The organism is Salinicoccus jeotgali (genome assembly GCF_055379195.1).
Genome location: NZ_AP043830.1, coordinates 567,791 through 587,121, shown reverse-complemented (window position 1 = coordinate 587,121; position 19,331 = coordinate 567,791). Strand labels below are relative to the sequence as shown.

Here is a 19,331-nt window from a genome sequence, read left to right as displayed (position 1 = left end):
AATGGTTTGATGATTTTGTCATAAAATGGTGCAAGCGAGTTTTATTCCCAATGATTTTTCTGACACTTTTTAATACCCTAATATATGCATATTCATTCATTTATTGAAAAAACGATCAATTATTTTTTTCGTAGTCCACCATGTTCTCAAGTATCGTCGCCCGCAGTGCGACCAATTCCGGATGTTCATACAGCGCCCGTATTTTAACATCTTTCAGCTGCTGCCCCTCCGGCATCGGTTCGGTGACGAATTTAACGAATGTCACCGCAAAATCCTCTTTCGGATTTGTCGCCTGATATGGCTCATGAAAATGAGTGATATGGCTGTTGTAGAACGCTTCCCGTTCAGGATCCGATTTATACTTGTTGTCAATCCATTCCTCACCATACTGGGACCAGAATCGTTCGGTATAGGCTTTCATGAAAGTCCCTTCCTTCAATGATGCCACATCAGTGCTGTCGTCCTTGAAGTCTTCGACCGGCAATGACCAGACGTGGGCGAACTCATGGATCAGCGTCCGGTATTCGCCCGGCTTCGCATGGTTATCACGTATATCCATCGCCAGCGTGGTGCCAGAAGGCTTGACGTCTACATAGGCAAGCGTATTGCCTTCACCATCCGAAAACAGCTTGAAAGCATTGACGTCAGAGATCTCACGGGCAGGAAAGAAATGAGTGAAGCGCGTCCAGATTTCTGTAAACGCCGCTTCATCTCCAAACGGCAGCGACTGGTGCACTTCCGGCGCCCCGAGCGTCATATCTTCAACGGGATATGTCAGATAATCGACCTGGCTCCGGTTTTCGACGAATAGATGTTTTGTATCTTCTATATCGATGTAGTCATCGAGTGCGTCCAGATGTTGGTCGCCAAGCGTTGTGCATGCCGCCACTGTACTGCAGTCAGGATGATCGACAGATTGCTTTGGTGCTATCTCCGCCTGATGTCCATCACCTTGGCCGGGCAGTCCAAGCAGATACAATATACCAAGTAGCACTGCGCCGGTCATTATACCGAACAGCAGAAGCTGTCCGATGGTGCGTAGCACTGCGATGGACGGGTGTAGCACTTGGTCTCTGAGGCTTCTGGTGACGGGATGATCGGAAATCCATCCCTTCTCAAGGAGGACGGCTGTAATCTCTTTCATATGACCGGCATAGTCCGGGATGCCGGAATCATCGAGGTGGATCGTTTCGATGTCCCCTCCAGTATGGACCGGGTACTCTCCGCATGTAAAGACGAGCACCGGAATGTTGCGGTGGCTGGCTTCTGTCGTCAGCCATCTGAAGTCGCGCTCCGATATATCGGTGGACAGGATGAGACAGTCATAGTTCATCTGCTTTCGCATACGCTCCCGGCGCACCGTTTCAAAGACGTTGCTTGATGGCGTCACAGCATCACCGGTGATGGTGCCGTATGGCGCCGAAACGCGTGCGGCTGAGCTTGGATCCACCCCGTTTTGGCGGAGGTATTTCAAGAGTGGGGGCGTCTTCGTGGAATCACTGCTGAGGTTAGTGTGCAGCCGGACCCGATGGGTCGAGTGGCTGCCGAGGCAGATCGCGATGACATGGCCACCTGTGAAGGTCGAGTCATCTTTCATATAGATGCCGCCTGCTGCGAGAATCTCCATAGCCTCCCCCCCTTTCCGCCGAGTGCCTGCATTCTACAGCAAGAGCCGCGCACCCTCTTGTCGTGTGGTGTAAAGCGCACTCTGCTCCCGTATTTTAGTGGAGCGGTCGAGTACTTTCAATGCTTTGGCATATTGTTTTTCGCACAATTTATAATCAGCATCTATCCATTTCATCATACCATGGTTGAAGCGTATTTCCGTCCCTTCTGTCCCAGGCCTGAATTCAAGCAGCTGATGCAAGTTCACCCAGCAGGGGTTGCGGCGGCGTGAGACCGTTACGGGGAACAATGTAAAACCAATGCGTTCGTCTATGACAATCGGACCGAGCCGATGGATGTCATGGGCGGCTTTCAGATGGGCCCGCCTCGCTTTTAAGTTTGTACCGTGGCAATAGACCAGCAGTTCATCAATCAGATCCTCACTTGGTTTGACCGAGGGCAGTACGCGGTCATGGTAAACCGCTTCGCAGAGAAACTCGGGGTGTTCGACTGGTTCAATGCAGCAGATCCCCGGGTTGAGTAGTGATGGTATCATGGGTCACCTCTTCAATGTGTTGATCTTTAGATTATACACCAAACGGCTTTTATTTAACATATAATTAACAATATTTAATAAAATGTTAATTTAATGAGAAGTTAAGTCGACCTATTCGTGTTTATGCCTCGGGCGGATTGATTCGTTTCATCATATGATTGTTTTATCCGGAAATAACTGATGCATCGATGCGTTATAGGACACTCATATGAATGAACAAATAGAACGGTATGAACCGATGATCCACAGCATCATGAATAAACTGAACATCCAATATGACAAAGATGATTATATGCAGGTCGGCCGGCTTGCCGTCTACTCTGCCTTGACTGCCTTCGATGCCGTAAAAGGCAAAGGGGCGACTGAATCCCAGTTCGTCTATACGCGCATCCAGCAGCGGATGATCGATGAAATCCGCAAAGTATCGCGCTATACTTCACATGTCAGTGCCGACAGTGATGCCGGGATGGACACCGGGGCTGACGATGACATGCCCGACCTCCATTACGACAGCGCCCGCCGGGTCCTCGATGACCGGGAGATGCTGTGGCTGACCTATACATTGAAAGGCTTTACGGTACGTGAAATCGCCTCTGTTGCCGGTTTCAGTACATCGAGTGTCAAAAACTGGAGGGCTTCGGCACGGGTGAAGTTGAGGAAGATATACGGCCCTGAAGATTGAATTTTATGATTTCTGGCAAGATTATCGTATAATGGCAAGAAGCATGTTATCCTTATGCATAAATACCAACAGGAGGCTGACCATGGCTAAAAGCGACAAGACCGAAGTGCCACTCGGCGTGCATGAAACGCTGGAACTGCACGAAATCGTGACGCTCAGAAAAGCATCTCTAATGAAGGCGCACGTATTGGAATCCCTGGTGGATGATCCCAAGCTCAGATCGCTGCTCAGGAAGGAAAAGCAGATATCCGAGAAAGCCATTGAAGAAATAGAAGCACTGTTACCATAGAGGGCCCATGTCCTTTATCTTTTAGGGAGGCTGCAGTAATGGAATTTGATGATATTATGGAACATACCGGCAATAAAAAGGATGAGCTCATCGTACATGAAATGCTCGTCTCATCCAAATCGGCCGTCCGGGCCTATTCGGTCGCGTTGACGGAGACGATTTCCCCGGAAGTGCGCGACGTGCTGAGGCGACAGCTTACACAGGCGATCAACCAACATTCCCGGATTGCGGACTATATGGTCGAAATCGGCGCCTATCACCCGTATGACCTCAAGAAACAGGTCAAGCAGGATAAGAAGAAGGTGAAGAAGACGCGCAAGATCATAGCCAAGAGCAGACAGCCAGAGAACAAGCTGAAGAAGCGGCGGCCTGATGACTCGCAAGAAGCGTCGAACGCCACCGTTTCTAAGCAGGAACCTGAAGCGGTCACGGTACCGGATAATAAGGCGCAGGGTACACCGGACGCCTGACAGATAATGGGATGCCCGAACACTTTCAATATTGCCGCATATCTAGTATAATATCTTACATCATTGGTAGTGGAGGTTTGACGCATGGATGAAGAAACAGAAGTGGTAGCAGCACAAGTAGGGAATATCATAGAATTTCAAGGCATGAAAGGAAGAGTTGAGAAAGTCAACGACAACTCTGTCATCGTCGATATTACGATGGATAAAAATTTCGACGAGCATGAAATGTTTGAAAAGACTGTAGTCAACCATAAAAGGTATACAATCGTCGAAGAATAATCCCCGACCCGTTATGCTGCGAGATGCAGTGTAGCGGGTTTTTTCGTGATGTGGGATGGGAAGTCGTTAATTCCCCTTCGCTGTGCGGACGAGCGAGAGTTAGAGGGTTAATTCGCCTTCGTTGACCAGACGAACGAGAGTTAGACACCCAATTCGCCTTCGTTGCCCAGACGAACGAGAGTTAGATGGCCAATTCCCCTTCGTCGACCAGACGAACGGGAGTTAGACTTCCGACTCCGCACATCCCTTGCCAAAACAAAGAGCAGCGGCCTGCATAATCTGCGGGGGCGCTGCTCTTTTATCGTCTGTGCCGTCTTTCTATAAGTGATAGTGGACCAGATCAAGAAGACGGTGGTCTTCCTGGAGCTGGGATACTTCACGGTCGATGCGGGAGACGGAATGGCTTAAATATTCATATGTGGTGGTGCGTGTCTTGAAGTTGAGCTCTACATGCATCACCTTGCCGGTGTGATGGTGGTGGTATCTCGGGATATGCCGTTCATCCTCCGCAGAATAAGAGTCATGGTGGTTCTCCTCATATGATGCTGCGCCACAGCTGCCGGTAATCAGAAGGCCGACGCCTTCCATATCGTGGATGACCCGGCTGATCGTATCGTCGGCATCGGCGAGGCATACGATTACGTAGTCGGGATTTTCGGTGTCATAGATGTATCTGAGCCAGCGTTTGATCGAGCTGCTGAGATTTGAGATGTGGAGATCCTGCTCACCGTTACTGCGGGACGGATCGTAGGTGCCGGCATAGCCGCCCAGGATGGCGAGCTTCATGCCGTTGGTCCTGTAGATTTCGTACGGCTCCCCAAAAAACGGTTCCTTTGTGGCCGGATGGGTGATGTTGCAGCTCATCCACGGGAACTTCGAAAAGCTCAAAGAACGCCTGAGCCGTGAAATGTTGTCCATGTCCTTATGGTTCAACACGCCGAAGCCATAATCCATATAGTTCATCGCCGTGATGGCAGGGTTGCGCGGGGTGATGTAATCCAGATCGATGCCGATCGTGCCCCCGAGGTCGGCAAGGATGACGTGGTGGTTCTGCTCAAAGAGCAGCCCCCTCTTATACTTGGCCACCTTCGACAACGTCACGCCCGGAGCACTGCCGAGGTTGCGCCCAAGATGCTGGGTCAGTATGAGGCTGACACTGAAAAATTCCTGCATGTCTGGATACTCCTCTCATTTGAAGTTTATCAGCCGATCAAGATGCGTTCTTTCGGATAATGGAAGGACAATTCCTTCTGTTTGCCGCCCATCGAGAACAGGAAGGATATGAAACCGATCCGTCCGATGAACATGAAGATCATGACGACCACTTTACTCCAGTTGGTCAGACCTCCTGTAATGCCGGTCGATAAGCCGGTCGTACCGAATGCACTGGTGACTTCGAATATGATATCGATCAAGTCGAAGCGCCCGCCCTCAAACAGGACTACTGAAATGATGCCACTGAATACCAGGAAGACTGCCAGTATGATGACGGCGAATGCACGGCGCAGGTCCTCACCGTCGACTTCACGGTTGAAGATGCGGATATCCTTGCGTCCCCGGCTGAATGAGATGAGGAACAGGATAAGCAGTGCGAATGTGGTCGTCCTTATGCCACCCCCGGCGGAACTTGGGGAGGCACCGATGAACATCAGGGCGCTCATGACAAGCTGTGTTGCATCGCTGAACAGGCTCGGATCGACGGTCGTCAGCCCACCACTTCGTGTAGTCGCAGAGGCGAACATGCTGTTCATCAACGTTTTGAACCATGAGTCCTGCGAAAAGTAGTTCGATGATTCCATGACGAAGATAAAGAACGTCCCCACGAGGAAGAGCGCCAGATAAGTGAACGTCGTGATTTTGGCGAACAACGTAAAACGGAAATTCCGTTTGCGCGACCGGAGGAAACGACGGACTTCTATCAATACCGGGTAACCGATGGCACCGAGCATAATCTGTATCATCACCGGCACCTGCAGTATGTAATCCTCCTCATAGCTGATCAATGAGTTGCCGAACAGGTCCATACCGCCGTTCGTTGTGGCTGAAACCGACAGGAACAGGCCGTTCATGAGGGAATAGTAGAAATTATTGGACTCCGCCATGAAATAGATGAAATACATCACCGCACCGATCGTTTCAATGATCAGCAGCGTCTTCAGTATCTCAATGACAAGCTTGACTGCCCCCGAGAATTTATACTGGTTGTTGTCAACGGCAATCTGCATGCGCTCCTTCAGGCCGATATGACGGCCGAACAGTACCCAAAGCATGGTACCCATAGCCATGATGCCGACCCCACCAAGGTTCAGGATGATCATGATGACCACGTAGCCGCTCGTATTGAACGTCTCGGCTATCGTAATCGGCGTCAGGCCCGTCACCGACAAGGCGGAGGCTGCGACGAAAATCGTGTCGATCAGCGCCGTATCCTTCTCCCCGCGGTAGAGGAAAGGCAGGCTCAGCACAGAACTTGCCACAAAAAGCGCAATCAGATAGTACAGAAAAATCCCGCGTTGGGGGGTGAGCGAGTCGAGGAAACGCTCCAACGATTTGAACATTGCAATCCCTTCTTTCAAAACCGTGCGGTTCTCATAAATACATCTTATTATCACGTACCGGATCAAGCTGTGTCAAGGTGACTTTCATACTGCTTGACAGTACCCTATCCGAAACATTCCTACTCATATAAAAAAGCACCGGTCACCCGGTGCCCCACACTATTCCAGGGTGACGGTCGTTTCCTGCAGATTACCGTTGCGGTAATAGCCAACCGTCATTTCCTCTCCCTGTTCCTTTTCGTAATACAGATACTTCCTGAGTTCTATCATGTTCGCAATTTCATTGCCGTCGAACGATACGATGACATCGAACTGCTTGAGGCCGCCCGCATCTGCCGGACTGCCATCCTCGACATTGCTGATGATTACACCCGACTCGACATCATCAGGCAGGTTCATCTCATTGACCAGCACTTCAGCCGGTACCGTATAGAGGTCCTGCAGCAGGACGCCGAGGAACGGCCGGGAGATTTCACCCTGTTCTTCAAGCTGGGTGGCAATCTCCTGCACTTCGTTGACAGGGATCGCAAATCCGATTCCCTCTACAGTCGGCATGCTGATTTTCATCGAATTGATGCCGATCAAGTTACCTGACTGGTCGACCAGTGCGCCGCCCGAGTTACCTGGGTTGATGGCCGCATCGGTCTGCAAAACGTTCGCTTCCCAGTCATAGTTGCCGTCGTTGTCTATATCGACGGGCACACTGCGATCGAGGCCTGAGATGATACCTTGTGACACTGAACCTGAAAATGCCTGGCCAAGGGGCGAACCGATGGCGATTGCCGTTTCACCCACCTGGAGGTCTGAACTGTCGCCAAACTCGATGGCATTTTCGATTTCACCGCGGTCCATACGTAATACCGCGAGGTCCGTCCACAGGTCAGTACCGACAATTTCAGCCGATTTCTGGGTACCGTTCTCAAGCGTCACTTCGAGCTCTTGGGCGCCGTCGACCACATGGTTGTTCGTGACGACGTACGCATCTTCCTCCGTCAGCTTATAGATGACTCCGGAACCAGTCCCAGCCTCTTCGGGTTCGCTGTCAGTCTGCTGCTCGAGTCCGGGTAGGATTTCATCGATCTTCTGGAGGTTGACTATCGACACCACGGACTTGCGCGCCTTCTGGATAGCGGCTGTTGTACCTGAGACCTCTGCGTCACCGCTATCGTCTCCTCCTTGTTGATCGCCTTCCTCTCCCTGCTCATCCTGACCATTTCCCGAGACGCCTTCAGCAGCTTCATCCTGGTTCGTGTCGTCAGTGAATGCACTGAATAGAGCAAGCGCAATCAAGGCACCGATCAATCCGGCGATAAGCGGCAGGAGGATAGTGCTCAAACAGCCACCCCGTCTGCCTTTACGGCCACCTCCACCGCCTCCCCGGCGTTCTTCTGGCGCAGCGCTTCCGGCGGGTCCAGGCTCAGGCGCCATATGCATGGTGTCACCCATGTTCTCCGGACCATTCTTGGCATCGGCACTTATGCCGTCTGCCGCATGATCGCGTGAATCAGGGTCGGTGTATGCTTCTTCAGACCCAGCGTCTTCTCCTCGTTCTTGTCGTGCACTGTTGGTTTTCGCATAGCCGCCTGAAGGTGCCATATGCATGGTGTCCCCCATATTCTCACGGCGACCCTGCATATCTTCTGTGCTACCGTCACTACCATAATCGTGCGGATTAGGTCCTTTGTATTCCACTGTGTCTTTATGGTCTTCTGTCTGACCCTCTGCTTGTCCTGTCTGCTTCTCTTCATCACGTCCACCGCCGGCGTTGAATGTTCTGCGCTTACGGCGATACCGGTCTTTCGGAATGATATGCTTCCTAGACTTGTCCAAAGGCGACCCCTCCTCATGAGTATTGCTTCAATTATAGAACGTTTATCTGTTTGTTTCCACTGATTCACCATCTTGATTAACCCTATCGCCGCTGAGGAACCAGCCTGCAGCGATGACGACCACCATGACGCTCCAGAAGATCAGTTTCCAAGTGACTGAATGTGGAAAGGCTTCTGGTATGATGCCCAACGCGTCGTGTGCGAGCGTCAGAACCGATAGTTTAACGCCGACCCAGCCGACGATGATGAATGCTGCGATTTCAAGTCCTGGCTTTTTGTTGAGCAGTTCGACGAACCAGTTGGCGAAGAACCGCATGATGATGACACCGATCAGGCCGCCGACAAGCATTACGGTATATTGTCCGGCATTGACGCCAAAGAAGTCACCGCCCACTTCTGGGAGCGCGAGTGCGATTGCTGCTGCTGCCAAAATGGAGTCTATGGCGAAGGCGACGTCAGCGACTTCCACCTTAAATACCGTCAGCCAGAAGCCTGCTTTCTTCTTCGGTTTTTTGCCTTCAGCCGCCGCTTCATGTGCTGCTTCGTCCTCTCCCCCACGCCAGATGGCATAGAGGTGTGAGATGGACACATAGAACAGATAGATGGCACCGAGCGCCTGCATCCACCACCACTGGACGAGCCAGACGAGCAGCAGGATGGCGACCATCCTGAAAATGAAGGCGCCGAGCAATCCATAGAACAATGCCTTCTTGCGTTCCTTGAATCCGAGGTGCTTGACCATGACGGCGAGCACTACCGCATTATCAGCTGCGAGCAGCCCTTCAAGGACGATGAGAACGATCAGCACCCATGAATACTCTAAAATTACTGCAAAATCCATTAGTTTCCCTCCTTTTCCGAGTGAACGAAAAAAGACCCTGGCTGCAGATCTCCGTAGAGATGCGGCCAAGGTCTCACGATACAATACAAAGTATTGCTCGATGCACCGGGAATTTCTCCGTCATGACGATGCATCGATGGGTCGCCCCATTCGTTACTCCCCTTTTCCGATTGGAAAGGTATGTTCTTTTAGTTACTTATTGAATATAGCCGATTCCGTGCCTGATGTAAAGCGTAAACCCTACATCAGCGAATAGAGTCTGATTTCCGGGAATTTATCGCTGAACCAGCGCATGGCGAATTCGTTCTCGAACAGGAACACCTGGTTATCATAGCGGTCGAGCACAAGGTTCGAACGGGATGAATGCATGGCATCGGTGATGTCTTCTTCATTTTCAACCCATCTGGCAATCTTCTTGCCGATCGGTTCCATGATGACGTCTGTATTGTACTCATTTTTCATGCGGTGCTCGAACACCTCGAACTGCAGCTGTCCGACCGCGCCGAGTATCGGCTGGTTCGTATGCATCGTCTTGTAGTACTGGATTGCACCTTCCTGCACAAGCTGCTCGATTCCTTTGTAGAAGTGCTTTTGCTTCATGACGTTCTTTGCCGATACCTTCATGAAGAGTTCAGGCGTAAACTGTGGCAGGTCTTCGAAATCGACCTTCTGGCCGGCGTATAGCGTATCTCCGATCTGGAACGTCCCTGTATCATAGAGGCCGATGATGTCGCCCGGATAGGCTTCATTGACCGTTTCGGTATCATCCGCCATGAACATCGTAGCGCGCGCGACTTTCACCTTGCGCCCGGTCCGTGCCAATTTAGCTTCCATGCCACGCGTGAATTTCCCTGAGACGACCCGCATGAATGCAAGGCGGTCGCGGTGGCGGGGGTCCATATTGGCTTGAATCTTGAAGATGAAACCGCTGAAGTCTTCATTCTTCGGTGATACAAGCGACTCTTCCTTAGTCTGGCGTGGCGTCGGCATCGGTGCATAGTCGACGTACGTATCAAGGAACTCCTCGATGCCGAACGTCGACAGCGCGGAACCGAAGAATACCGGCGTCAGATCACCGCGGGCAATCTTTTCGTCGTCGAAGTCATCGCCCGCTTCTTCAACAAGCATAAACTCCTCGATCGCCGTCTGGAACGCTTCATCTGCTTCGATGGCGTGCCCGCCGACCGGTGCATAGTCTTCATCCAGCTGGATCTTGTCATCTTCCCGGTAAGGGTTGATCGAACGGTCTTTGCGGTTGATGATGCCGAAGAAGGACGGCCCCATGCCGACCGGCCACGTCATCGGATAAGTTTCGATGTCGAGCGTCGATTCGATCTCTTCAAGCAGTTCAAACGGCTCCTTGCCGACTCGGTCGAGTTTGTTGATGAACGTGAAGATCGGAATGCCGCGCATCTTACAGACTTTGAACAGCTTCAATGTCTGGGGTTCGATGCCTTTCGCTGCATCGATGACCATGACGGCCGAGTCGACCGCCATCAGTGTACGATACGTATCCTCCGAGAAATCTTCGTGGCCTGGGGTATCCAATATGTTGATCTTATAGCCGTCGAAGTCGAACTGCATGACGGAACTGGTGACACTGATGCCCCGCTCCTGCTCGACCTTCATCCAGTCGGAGGTGGCGAATTTGCCGCTTTTTTTACCTTTGACGGTACCTGCACTGCGGATGGCACCGCCAAACAGGAGCAGCTTCTCGGTGAGCGTCGTCTTACCAGCATCCGGGTGCGAGATGATGGCGAATGTCTTCCTTTTTTCTATTTCTTGAGTAAAATCCATAATTGTCTCCTTACTTTCGCGAAATTGCGTGTACAATGTCCCTGGCGACTGCTTCAGCCTGATTTTCGTCCATCATGCTGAACAGATGCAGGACAAGTGTTTCGATCTGTTCTTCACTAGTCAATGACTGCGGGTATTCGATGCTGAAGTGGATGTCCGGGAGGCTGATGATGAATGTTCCGCGCGAGTGGGCCTCCTGGATGAAGACAGGCATGCTTTGCCCCTCAATCGATGATGTCGTCTGAAACATACTCATCCCTCCTGTATTTGCGGTAGGCACAGTCCAGCGCGATCAGATCGTCGCGGTGGGGAACCTTCACGTAATCTTCCATGATCTGGTATGGCTCACGGCCTTTACAGGCAAGCACCACCGTGTCCCCGGGTTCCGCAAGCGCTATTGCATACTCGATGCCTTCAGTTCGGTCCAGGAAGGTATGGTAATTGTCGTGCTCCGCCCCTTCAGCGAGTGCTGCGACCAGCATGGCAGGGTCATCGTTGGCGGGATTGTCGGGTGTGAATATCGCCACGTCCGCCCGCGTCGATATATGGCCCATCTCTTTGGCTTTCGACAGATCGCGTTCGCCGGTCATGCCGACCAGGAAGATCAATCTGCCGGTGACGAACGGTTCGATTGTATCGATGATTTTATTGAGAGCATCTGGCGTGTGGGCGAAATCGATGATGATGTCGATCGGCAGCGTGCGGTCGAGTACCTCGAGCCGCCCTTCTACAGGAGCCATATCCTTGACTGCGCCGATGATGCGCGGCAGCTTATAGCCCTGCAGCCATTCGCTGATGATGGCACACATCAGGTTTTGTATATTGAAATGGCCGATGAAGGGCGATTCGACATGATACTGCCCTTCTGGGGTATTCAATGTAAAGGTGAAACCTTCAAGCGTGCCCGCGATGTCGGACGGGTAGAAGTCTGCCGAGTCGGTCATTCCATAGGTGATGACCTCATGCGGCGTCATCGCGCGGTAGCGCGCCGACCAGGGGTCGTCCTCATTGAGGATGGCGTATTTCGGGTCTCTGACGTTCTGGCCCATCTGGGAGAACAGCAATCCCTTCGTATAGCCGTATTCATCCATTGTATTATGAAAATCGAGGTGATCTTGGGTCAGGTTGGTGAAGATTGCGATGTCGTAGTCGATGCCGAACGTCCGACCGAGGCCCAGGGCATGCGACGATACTTCCATCGTGAAGACTTCGGAATCCCGCTCGCTTGCTTCCCTGATCCTTTTATGGAGCCGGGTCGTCTCAGGCGTCGTATTGGTGCTGGCATAGCGGTCATCGTTCACAACGAAACCGTTGGTCCCGAGGTATGCGCTGTTCTTGCCGAGTGCACGGCTTAGATTATGGATCATCGTAGCCACGGTGGTTTTACCGTTCGTCCCCGTCACCCCTATCATCGTCTGGGTTTCATGTGGGAAGCTGTAGATGTATTCCGAGAATAGGGAAGCCACTTTGACGGGATCTCTGACGACGAGGAGCCCGACATTTTCTGGCAAATCGGTATAACGGTCTGTTACGATGAAGCGGCACCCTGATTCCACAGCCTGCGGAATGAAATCGAAGCCATCGACCTGATGGCCCCGCACCGCTACGAATATGGCATTTCCATCCACTTCACGGGAATCCATGGAGATGTGCGCCACCGTTTCTGGAAATTCCCCGTATATTTTTTTAATTTTCAGTAGGGAAATCAATGTCTTCGAATTCATTTTTCCTGCCACCTTTCAACTTTTATATTATACAATAGAAGAATGCTCTTTAATAGTGGGAATTGACAGAAGGGCAAACCGTTCCGTATCATCTGAACAATGATGACAACCATAAAATACAACGTCTTCATGCCCGTAGAGGAGATGACGGCGTTATAAAAGGTGACGTAATGACAACCAATACTAAAAAGAAACGATTCTGGAAACTCGCTTTCATACTGTGCCTGACGGAAGTCGTCCGGGGCATGTTCATACTCAGCTACCTACCGGCCCTGCCGACGATCGGCATCATTTCACTCAGCCTGTCGTCCATCGTCATCACGATGCATTATGTATTCGATGCCGTGACCAACATCTGGCTTGGTTTTATCATGCGTAAAATCGGTGCCTGGTGGACGATGTTTTTGAGTTATATGGTCGGCGTCGGGGCCATGGCGCTCGTCATGTTCGACCAAAGCTTCTATTCACTCCTGATCGCAGCATGTCTGCTCGGCATCAGTGTCTGTCCGATCTGGATCATCGCATTGTCGAATGTGCAGGATGAAAATCGCGGCCGGGAAATGGGCCTCATCTTCTTTTCCTGGCTCTCTGGCCTCGGTGCTGGCATGGTCATCATGAACTTCCTGATCGGCATATTCGATGCTGCTGCGGTCGTTGCGATGGTAATCGTCTTCGCCCTGAACTTCATCATCTTCCTGATCCTGCCGGGCGACTATAAAGTGGAAACTCATGGAGAGGCCACCGCGAGCCGCCGCAAGCGCCGGCTGCCACTTGGTGAGACGTGGGAAATCCTGCGCCACCATATGAAAAACATGCCCGGCATCATGCTCCAGGGGCTCGGTGTCGGCATGCTGCTGCCGGTTCTGCCGACATACATCACCTCGTTGCTTGAATTGAACTATTTTGAATACACGTTCTTTATCCTGATCGTGTTCGGTCTCGTCGGATTTTCAATGACAGTGTTGAGCCGGGCACTCGATGCCCATACAGAGCGATTCACCCGCACGGTCATCGTCAGCGGTTTCTTCATCTATGCAACGGGCGTCATCTGGTTCAGCACACTTGAAACGGTGTGGCTGATCTTCATCATCGCAAGCTTCATCGGGCTTTCCTACGGCATCATGCTACCTGCATGGAATAAGTATCTCGCCGGCAGCATCGGTGCAGGCAGTAAGGAAGAGTCCTGGGGTGTAATCAGTTCCATCCAAGGAATCGGCGCAATGATCGGCCCGGTCCTTGGTGGCCTGACTGCGGATATATTCGGCACGGTGACTGCTACACTTACGGCCAGCGGATTGATTTTCATCATCCTCTTCCTGTACTACGGTGTCCTTTTCTTCACGAATTGGCGCACGGCCCGCCAATAGTGTCAAAATGACCCTTGCCAACTTCCAACCCGCATGATAATATGAATGGTGTTTGGCGGATCTAATCCGACCATTCCACCCAGCCGGTATAGTTTAATGGCAAAATACCGCCATGGTAAGGCAGAGCTGCGAGTTCGATTCTCGCTACCGGCATTTATGACTTCCCATCCATTTTAGGATCGGGAAGTTTTTTTATGCAATCACTGGTTATATATGTGCCTTCATTGTAGAATCAATATAAAGGACAAGGGGGATTTATATATGTTGAAGATGATGATGCTCCTGATGCTCAGCCTCCCTTTCGGTGATGCTGACCATGAGGCGCATGCTGTATATGATAAAACGCTCGAACAAATACCCGGAGACGCGATACATACCGTGGTCGAGACCCATTTCGACCTTGAGACATCCTTCAACTTCGCTGCAGTAGGTGATGTGCTGATACATGATCATCTCTATGAAGATGTCGAGACCGAATCAGGATACGATTTCATTTCACGGGTCGATGAGGTTGCGCCTTATCTGCAGGATAAAGATCTCGTATTCATGAACCAGGAGACCCCGATCGGCGGTGAGGAGTTGCGATTGAGTGGCTATCCGATGTTCAACGCGCCGCTTGAGGCTGCCGATCTGCTTGAACATCTGAATGCAGACATCGTCTCACTGGCCAACAACCATACGCTCGACCGCAGCACTGAAGGGGTCGAACGCACAACTGATATTTTGAAGGAAAAAGGAATAGAATATGTCGGGGCGAATATCAGTCCAGAAGACCGGAAGCGCCAGCGCATCATCGATGTTGAAGGGGTGTCAGTCGGCTTCCTCGCCTACACTTACGGCACGAACGGCATCCCGGTTCCTGAAGGGGAGGACCACCTCGTCAACCTGATTGATATGCCGACGATTTTATCCGATATGGAAGACTTGCGGGATGAGGTCGACATGCTGGTTGTCAGTATGCACCAGGGGAATGAGTATGAAGAGTTCCCGAGGGATGAACATGTCCAGCAGTTTGAACAGATCGCCGATGCCGGGGCCGACATTATACTGGGGCACCATCCCCACGTGCTGCAACCCGTCGATATCTACGAGCGCGAGGACGGTGAGGAGACTGTGATCGCCTACTCGCTCGGCAATTTCTTCAGCGCCCAGCAGAGCTTAGAGACGAAGCTCGGTGGAATAATCGGCTTTGACATCACGTATAGTGGAGGCGATGAAGATATATCCGTCGATGCGGTGAAATTCATGCCTACTTATATGCACAGCAATGAGTTTGATGACTTTGAACTCGTTCCGCTCACCGACGCCGCCGAGTACGGCCTCAATGACGCAGGCGGCGTCTATCAGGATGTCAGCGATCATATGAAATACTATACCGACGAAGTCGAAGTCGTCGAATATTTGGAATAGACATATTGAACCACTTCCATCATGCGGTTTTCGCCGTTTGTGGGAGTGGTTTTATTCTTACGATTAGTCAATAGATTACAAGCATATATTCCATATTTTTCATCCCTATCCAGCGGGGCGCCCCGCTGGATAGGGATGTCGGCATGCCAAATAGGCCCTGCTTTTTCAGTTTTTTCGGAGCAGGGGCTGTGGTATACTTGAGTTACGAATTGACGCAGTGGTGGGTGGCCACAGCGTAATCATATCGCTGTCCAACGGTGACAAGATGGAAGAGGCACTTCAAAAACTTGTTCACACAGGCGATGCAGGCAACCTTATGGTGTTTACCATGGGGTTGCTTTTTTAGTTTCCGATAGTAGTCCACCAGATGGTTATCCGCGTGCCTCTGGTTCCGGATCATATTCTCGATCATGTAGTACAGGATTTTCCTTAGATGCTTATTGCCGCGCCGATTGATCTTATCCTTGTACAGAAGGGTGCCGGATTGATGGCGGCGGATGTCGATGCCGGTATAGGCATTCAGCTGATTGGCCGTGTCGAACCGGCGGATGTCTCCGGCTTCAGCGATGATACGGACCGCTGTAATGTCTGCAATCCCTGGAAAGCTCTTCAGGATATGGTATTCCGCCTGTTCCTGAGACATGGCGACCATTTGCTGGATGAGCCGGTGCTTCAGCTCCAGCAGGGTCTGACAGCGTGCAGCATAGTTTCTGAGCTGTTCAATTCGGACGTCATCTGTAGACAGTGCCGGATAGGCATCTGCGGCCGCCGACATCAGCTGATCGGCTTTCTCTTCTGCGCGTTTTCGGGACTGGCGCTTCCCGGTGCTGCCGAGGATCATATTCTTCACTTTCGTTCTGGACAGCACAGTCACCCGATCCGGATGCGGAAACAGTTGGAGGATGGAAAGATACAGGTCGGAAGTTCGGGTAAAGAGCTGCTCCAGTTCCGGGAAGGTCATCTGAACCAGGGCATGGATCCGGGTTCTCAGTCGGACAATCTCCTGCTCCAATTCAGCGTAGTGGCGGGAGAGGCTGCGCATTTCTTCGTAATACCCTTCTTGAACCTGCTTGTTGCGGGGCGGATGGGTAAAACAGGCCTGGGCGAGTTTATGGGCATCACTCCGGTCCGTCTTGTGCATCCGCATGGACAGGCTCTGCATCTTGGCCGCCAGTGGATTGAGCAGCGCATACTCGAACCCGCATGCCTGCATGAAGCGTTCCAATGCCTTTGAGTAGACCCCTGTGGCTTCAAATACAATATCAGGCAGGACGCCATCCTGTTTCCGTTGCGTCTCAATCTGGATCCGGACATTATCAAAAGCCGATCTGGTATGCGTGATATCCCCTTCAAATATACAGTGCTGCCAAGCATCATAGACGACCATGTAGCTGTGTCCCATACTGACATCAAATGCGATGACACTTTTCATTTGGTTCTCCTCCTTTGTTTTAAGCAGAAGTGACCACGTATCCTCATCGATTCCCTTTTCTCATACTCGATCTCGAAGATCCCACATACTGAACCTGATTCAGATAAGGATAGTGGAGCTGGCCCGTTTTTATTCCGGATTCTAAATCCTAAAACCTCGTCGACCTGATCTCCACTCCTACTATATGAAAATAGTACCACAGGACCTGGCCGGGTCCTGTGGTACTAATCTTAGTATGTTTTTGTTGCGGGGTGATTGATTGGGGCAACTCGCCTTCGTTTGGGCGACGAACGAGAATTAGAACGTTAACTCGCCTTCGTTCCGGCGACGAACGGGAATTGGAACGTTAACTCGCCTTCGTTCCGGCGACGAACGAGAATTAGAACGTCAACTCGCCTTCGTTCCGACGACGAACGGGAATTGGAGACTCAACTCAAATTTGAGAGGGTTTCTTCTCATATCTTGATTTATACTGCTTGATTGCCAATAATTCTTCAAGATAGTGTGTTTCGACAGTGTATGCTGCATGTTTGCCTCTTTTTATGGCTATGCAATATTTCGTCAGGGCGTGTTCTATACATCTGAGCCCAACCTGATCGGCAAGCATCCACCGGATCTGCTTTTTATCCATGGAAGCATCGGGAAATAGATTGGAATGATCGACTATAGCGCGCACGACCAGCCGCTCGGTGGTTTCGTGGTGGCCGCACTGCCGGCATTCGACTGCATACCTTTTTATCGATAAATCAACAGCGCTACAGCGGGCACAGCGAATCCCTGGCTTTATACGGCTGGGATCGAGTTCTGGGACGCGCATCGGGTCATCGATGATACATGACTTGATGGTCTCGGCGACGTCCGATGCTTCTCTACTGGCATACCCTGCTGCAATATCCGCCATATAGGGTTTCAGTATTGTTCGGTTGATGATATGCCGGTCATCTGTTTCTGAATCAGAGGTGAGGTTAAAGTCGGGATTGATGAAAATGACTTTCCCGTCAATCTGAAATGAATGCCCGCCTTTCGACCTTATATGTGTCAGCTTGCCGACAGTCCGCCTCACCTGGGCGACCGGGTCTTCAGAAATACGGTAGCCGTTGACTGACCATACAGCATTTTCCAGCCGATATAACCCTGAATAATTTTTTATCTCATTCACAGTCACTTGGCCGTCATCAATAATAAGCACATCTGCCTGGAGCACTGCATTTCCGACCTGTAGCCAGATGTCCCGGAAAATCAACAGGTGATCATGGCCGGCCGCTTCCCACAGCGCGTCATAGGCCCTCTCACCTTCGAAGCCCCGACGCAATGCCCTAAGCCTTTTCACTTCCTGTCCCGTCAAGCTACAGCGCACTTCCAACGCTTCGTAAAACAGTAGTTCCTTTGATTTTCTTCTATCTGTTATAAACATGACATGCACCTCCTACATAATATATGGAGGAAAATGCCTGATTTGCTCTTTTTATTTTGACTAATTTTACACTTTGAAGATAAAAAGCGGCACCCCATGCGATTCCCCGGAATTTTGGGGCATGGACTGCCGCAGTTTTTCTATTCTCTTATCCTGTCGTAACGCTTCAGGGAGTCTTCCATAAATTCAAGCAGTTCATCGCGCATATCGGATTTAAGCGCATATTCCATCGTCGTTTTGACGAATCCGGCCTTGTCGCCGACGTCGTAACGTGTGCCTTCGAAATCAACGGCATGGACATCGCCGCCCGACTCGATGATCGCCCGGATGGAATCGGTCAGCTGGATTTCACCGCCTGCTCCAACTTCCCCTTTTTCAAGATGATCAAAAATCTCAGGCGCAAGAACGTAGCGTCCCATGATGGCGAGTGTGGAATCTGTTACGCCCGGGCCCGGTTTCTCATGCATATCGGTCAGATGGTAAAGGTTATCCTCTTGGCCATCGTATTCGACTATCCCGTAGCGGGAAGTCTCCTCTGCCGGCACCTGCTTCACACCGATGACCGAACTTTGGCATTCTTCGTAATGGGCGATCAGCTGGCCGATGGCGGGCTTTCCGCCTTCATTATCGACGATATCATCCCCGAGCAGCACGGCGAACGGTTCGTCCCCGATGAACTGCTTGGCAGTATGTATGGCATGTCCGAGCCCTTTAGGGGATTTTTGTCTGACATAGAAGATATTTGCAAGTCCGGTCGCATGCTCAACCTTCTCAAGCAACTCGTACTTCTCCTTCTCTTTCAAGTTCATTTCAAGTTCCAGCTGATGATCGAAATGATCTTCAATGGCACGCTTGTGCTTGCCGGTGACGATGATGATATCTTCAATACCCGCTTCGACCGCTTCCTCCACTATATACTGGATCGTCGGCTTATCGAGGATCGGCAGCATTTCCTTTGGCATGGCCTTGGTCGCCGGCAGGAACCGGGTACCGAGTCCAGCCGCTGGGATGACCGCTTTTCTTACTTTTTTCATTTATGAAGCCCCTCCTTTTCCTATATTGTACTATACCAGATATT

General features: G+C 51.2%; 18 protein-coding genes and 1 tRNA gene. 7 read left to right on the top strand and 12 right to left on the bottom strand.

Features of this window, described 5'->3' with window-relative positions; genetic code table 11:
• Window positions 1–115: 115 nt before the first annotated feature.
• Together ACZ43I_RS02965 and ACZ43I_RS02960 are read right to left on the bottom strand one after the other, a co-directional pair.
• On the bottom strand, window positions 116–1,627 hold the full coding sequence (locus ACZ43I_RS02965) for a hypothetical protein (protein WP_344703496.1): 1,512 nt from the start codon (window positions 1,625–1,627) through the stop codon (window positions 116–118).
• Window positions 1,628–1,660: 33 nt separating this feature from the next.
• Window positions 1,661–2,161 (bottom strand): competence protein ComK, encoded by a 501-nt coding sequence (locus ACZ43I_RS02960; protein WP_344703494.1) that lies wholly within the window; start codon window positions 2,159–2,161, stop codon window positions 1,661–1,663.
• A gap of 208 nt (window positions 2,162–2,369) precedes the next feature.
• Here ACZ43I_RS02960 and ACZ43I_RS02955 point away from each other — a divergent pair, with 208 nt between their 5' ends.
• The 4 genes from ACZ43I_RS02955 (at window position 2,370) to ACZ43I_RS02940 (ending at window position 3,881) form a co-directional block, all read left to right on the top strand.
• Window positions 2,370–2,843, top strand: a complete 474-nt coding sequence (locus tag ACZ43I_RS02955; RefSeq protein ID WP_344703491.1) for a sigma-70 family RNA polymerase sigma factor — start codon at window positions 2,370–2,372, stop codon at window positions 2,841–2,843.
• An 82-nt stretch (window positions 2,844–2,925) separates the two neighbouring features.
• Window positions 2,926–3,132: a spore coat protein gene (locus ACZ43I_RS02950; RefSeq protein ID WP_344703489.1), complete on the top strand. Its 207-nt coding sequence runs from the start codon at window positions 2,926–2,928 to the stop codon at window positions 3,130–3,132.
• Between the two features lie 38 nt (window positions 3,133–3,170).
• Window positions 3,171–3,602: a spore coat protein gene (locus ACZ43I_RS02945; RefSeq protein WP_344703487.1), complete on the top strand. Its 432-nt coding sequence runs from the start codon at window positions 3,171–3,173 to the stop codon at window positions 3,600–3,602.
• A 102-nt stretch (window positions 3,603–3,704) separates the two neighbouring features.
• The gene (locus ACZ43I_RS02940; protein ID WP_344703521.1) at window positions 3,705–3,881 is read left to right on the top strand and encodes a YkvS family protein; all 177 of its coding nucleotides are present in this window, start codon (window positions 3,705–3,707) and stop codon (window positions 3,879–3,881) included.
• A gap of 318 nt (window positions 3,882–4,199) precedes the next feature.
• On the opposite strand, the gene ACZ43I_RS02935 is transcribed toward ACZ43I_RS02940, so the two are convergent.
• The 7 genes from ACZ43I_RS02935 to ACZ43I_RS02905 form a co-directional block, all read right to left on the bottom strand.
• Window positions 4,200–5,054: a bifunctional UDP-sugar hydrolase/5'-nucleotidase gene (locus tag ACZ43I_RS02935; RefSeq protein WP_344703485.1), complete on the bottom strand. Its 855-nt coding sequence runs from the start codon at window positions 5,052–5,054 to the stop codon at window positions 4,200–4,202.
• A gap of 29 nt (window positions 5,055–5,083) precedes the next feature.
• Window positions 5,084–6,439 carry a TrkH family potassium uptake protein gene (locus tag ACZ43I_RS02930; RefSeq protein WP_344703484.1) on the bottom strand — a complete coding sequence of 452 codons (1,356 nt, stop codon included), beginning with the start codon at window positions 6,437–6,439 and terminating at the stop codon, window positions 5,084–5,086.
• Window positions 6,440–6,598: 159 nt separating this feature from the next.
• Window positions 6,599–8,269 (bottom strand): S1C family serine protease, encoded by a 1,671-nt coding sequence (locus ACZ43I_RS02925; RefSeq protein WP_344703482.1) that lies wholly within the window; start codon window positions 8,267–8,269, stop codon window positions 6,599–6,601.
• Between the two features lie 42 nt (window positions 8,270–8,311).
• Entirely contained in the window at window positions 8,312–9,109 is a 798-nt protein-coding gene (locus tag ACZ43I_RS02920) for a TerC family protein (protein ID WP_344703478.1), read from the bottom strand.
• Between the two features lie 240 nt (window positions 9,110–9,349).
• Window positions 9,350–10,906 carry a peptide chain release factor 3 gene (locus tag ACZ43I_RS02915; RefSeq protein WP_344703476.1) on the bottom strand — a complete coding sequence of 519 codons (1,557 nt, stop codon included), beginning with the start codon at window positions 10,904–10,906 and terminating at the stop codon, window positions 9,350–9,352.
• Between the two features lie 10 nt (window positions 10,907–10,916).
• The gene (locus ACZ43I_RS02910) at window positions 10,917–11,156 is read right to left on the bottom strand and encodes a YueH family protein (RefSeq protein ID WP_344703474.1); all 240 of its coding nucleotides are present in this window, start codon (window positions 11,154–11,156) and stop codon (window positions 10,917–10,919) included.
• Window positions 11,131–12,630 carry a UDP-N-acetylmuramoyl-L-alanyl-D-glutamate--2,6-diaminopimelate ligase gene (locus ACZ43I_RS02905; RefSeq protein WP_344703472.1) on the bottom strand — a complete coding sequence of 500 codons (1,500 nt, stop codon included), beginning with the start codon at window positions 12,628–12,630 and terminating at the stop codon, window positions 11,131–11,133. The genes ACZ43I_RS02910 and ACZ43I_RS02905 overlap by 26 nt, the downstream gene beginning before the upstream one ends.
• A 62-nt stretch (window positions 12,631–12,692) precedes the next feature.
• Here ACZ43I_RS02905 and ACZ43I_RS02900 point away from each other — a divergent pair, with 62 nt between their 5' ends.
• The 3 genes from ACZ43I_RS02900 (at window position 12,693) to ACZ43I_RS02890 (ending at window position 15,407) form a co-directional block, all read left to right on the top strand.
• Entirely contained in the window at window positions 12,693–13,997 is a 1,305-nt protein-coding gene (locus ACZ43I_RS02900; protein WP_344703470.1) for an MFS transporter, read from the top strand.
• Between the two features lie 82 nt (window positions 13,998–14,079).
• A tRNA-Thr gene (locus ACZ43I_RS02895) sits at window positions 14,080–14,150 on the top strand.
• Window positions 14,151–14,258: 108 nt separating this feature from the next.
• The gene (locus ACZ43I_RS02890; protein ID WP_344703468.1) at window positions 14,259–15,407 is read left to right on the top strand and encodes a CapA family protein; all 1,149 of its coding nucleotides are present in this window, start codon (window positions 14,259–14,261) and stop codon (window positions 15,405–15,407) included.
• Between the two features lie 202 nt (window positions 15,408–15,609).
• On the opposite strand, the gene ACZ43I_RS02885 is transcribed toward ACZ43I_RS02890, so the two are convergent.
• The 3 genes from ACZ43I_RS02885 to galU all read right to left on the bottom strand — a co-directional run bounded on the left by ACZ43I_RS02885 (window position 15,610) and on the right by galU (window position 19,287).
• Entirely contained in the window at window positions 15,610–16,839 is a 1,230-nt protein-coding gene (locus ACZ43I_RS02885) for an IS110 family RNA-guided transposase (protein ID WP_344703124.1), read from the bottom strand.
• A gap of 433 nt (window positions 16,840–17,272) precedes the next feature.
• Window positions 17,273–18,253, bottom strand: a complete 981-nt coding sequence (locus ACZ43I_RS02880) for a nuclease-related domain-containing protein (protein WP_344704094.1) — start codon at window positions 18,251–18,253, stop codon at window positions 17,273–17,275.
• A 140-nt stretch (window positions 18,254–18,393) separates the two neighbouring features.
• The gene (gene galU, locus ACZ43I_RS02875) at window positions 18,394–19,287 is read right to left on the bottom strand and encodes a UTP--glucose-1-phosphate uridylyltransferase GalU (RefSeq protein ID WP_344704096.1); all 894 of its coding nucleotides are present in this window, start codon (window positions 19,285–19,287) and stop codon (window positions 18,394–18,396) included.
• Window positions 19,288–19,331: the final 44 nt, after the last annotated feature.

Coding starts and splice junctions, on each gene's coding strand:
- ACZ43I_RS02955 (WP_344703491.1), top strand. CDS start 2,370: ATGAATGAACAAATAGAACGGTATGAACCGATGATCCACAGCATCATG.
- ACZ43I_RS02890 (WP_344703468.1), top strand. CDS start 14,259: ATGTTGAAGATGATGATGCTCCTGATGCTCAGCCTCCCTTTCGGTGAT.
- ACZ43I_RS02930 (WP_344703484.1), bottom strand. CDS start 6,439: ATGTTCAAATCGTTGGAGCGTTTCCTCGACTCGCTCACCCCCCAACGC.
- ACZ43I_RS02965 (WP_344703496.1), bottom strand. CDS start 1,627: ATGGAGATTCTCGCAGCAGGCGGCATCTATATGAAAGATGACTCGACC.
- ACZ43I_RS02905 (WP_344703472.1), bottom strand. CDS start 12,630: ATGAATTCGAAGACATTGATTTCCCTACTGAAAATTAAAAAAATATAC.
- ACZ43I_RS02910 (WP_344703474.1), bottom strand. CDS start 11,156: ATGTTTCAGACGACATCATCGATTGAGGGGCAAAGCATGCCTGTCTTC.
- ACZ43I_RS02915 (WP_344703476.1), bottom strand. CDS start 10,906: ATGGATTTTACTCAAGAAATAGAAAAAAGGAAGACATTCGCCATCATC.
- ACZ43I_RS02950 (WP_344703489.1), top strand. CDS start 2,926: ATGGCTAAAAGCGACAAGACCGAAGTGCCACTCGGCGTGCATGAAACG.
- ACZ43I_RS02885 (WP_344703124.1), bottom strand. CDS start 16,839: ATGAAAAGTGTCATCGCATTTGATGTCAGTATGGGACACAGCTACATG.
- ACZ43I_RS02945 (WP_344703487.1), top strand. CDS start 3,171: ATGGAATTTGATGATATTATGGAACATACCGGCAATAAAAAGGATGAG.
- galU (WP_344704096.1), bottom strand. CDS start 19,287: ATGAAAAAAGTAAGAAAAGCGGTCATCCCAGCGGCTGGACTCGGTACC.
- ACZ43I_RS02935 (WP_344703485.1), bottom strand. CDS start 5,054: ATGCAGGAATTTTTCAGTGTCAGCCTCATACTGACCCAGCATCTTGGG.
- ACZ43I_RS02920 (WP_344703478.1), bottom strand. CDS start 9,109: ATGGATTTTGCAGTAATTTTAGAGTATTCATGGGTGCTGATCGTTCTC.
- ACZ43I_RS02880 (WP_344704094.1), bottom strand. CDS start 18,253: ATGTTTATAACAGATAGAAGAAAATCAAAGGAACTACTGTTTTACGAA.
- ACZ43I_RS02960 (WP_344703494.1), bottom strand. CDS start 2,161: ATGATACCATCACTACTCAACCCGGGGATCTGCTGCATTGAACCAGTC.